The sequence below is a fragment of the Parendozoicomonas sp. 209JJ7-1 genome (assembly GCF_058147085.1).
Map to the genome: position 1 here is coordinate 1 of NZ_JBYVJU010000095.1, position 809 is coordinate 809.

Consider the following 809-nt stretch of genomic DNA (forward strand, 5'->3'; position numbering starts at 1 on the left):
CTGTAAACCAAGCATCATCAAACCATCTCGGTTGTTTTTGTATTTAGGAAATTATAATTATGGAAGTTTTAGGATGGCTCTTTTTAGGCTTTGTCATTTATCTGATCGTAAAGAAGAATAAAGCTAAAGATGATGCACAGGTTGTAAATACAGAAGCTCCTATACAACAGGAAGTTAGATCGAGAAGAACTGGGTTTCAAACAATAGAGTTCTCTTACACAAATGAGGATGGCGAGCATAGCAGAAGATCCGTAGATGTTCAGAGAAAAGATAAATATAATTTTTCTGGTTTTTGTAATCTCAGAAATGAAAAACGAACCTTCCGCTATGATCGTATAGTTGGCGAAATTGTAGTTTTAGATACTGGAGAAATAATCTCTCCATCTGAATTTTCAGGTTACGAAATCAAAGGTTCGAATAGGAATAGCCAAAGAACTGAAAATGATATTCAAACTATCGAAGACGCAGCAAATAAACTACAAAAATTCGTAGAATCATATGACTGGGTAATCGAACAAAGTTCCACTGAAATATCAATCTTCAGAAAATTCAAAAATGGCAAAGTCCGAAAAACACCAGATGTCTATTTAATATATTTTGAGTTCAATGATGAAGGTCAACCGAGAACACGTCCTTGGTACATTAGATCAAACGTTATTGGAGAAGGCACGTCTTTCAAAAGTCTTCATAAGGCAGTTGATAAATTCAAAGAATATGCCGAGCTATCAGCTGAAGAGCTTGGATTGTCGTAATTTACAGCTAACAAGTAAATCCAGGTGACGCCTACGGCGCACCTGATTTAGGCGTTA

General features: G+C 35.8%; 1 protein-coding gene. It reads left to right on the top strand.

Features of this window, described 5'->3' with window-relative positions; genetic code table 11:
- Window positions 1-59: 59 nt before the first annotated feature.
- On the top strand, window positions 60-752 hold the full coding sequence (locus ACY2RQ_RS19520) for a hypothetical protein (protein WP_490114684.1): 693 nt from the start codon (window positions 60-62) through the stop codon (window positions 750-752).
- Window positions 753-809: the final 57 nt, after the last annotated feature.

What these genes read in the sequence shown, in the direction of transcription:
- ACY2RQ_RS19520 (WP_490114684.1), top strand. Translation starts at nt 60, where the DNA reads ATGGAAGTTTTAGGATGGCTCTTTTTAGGCTTTGTCATTTATCTGATC.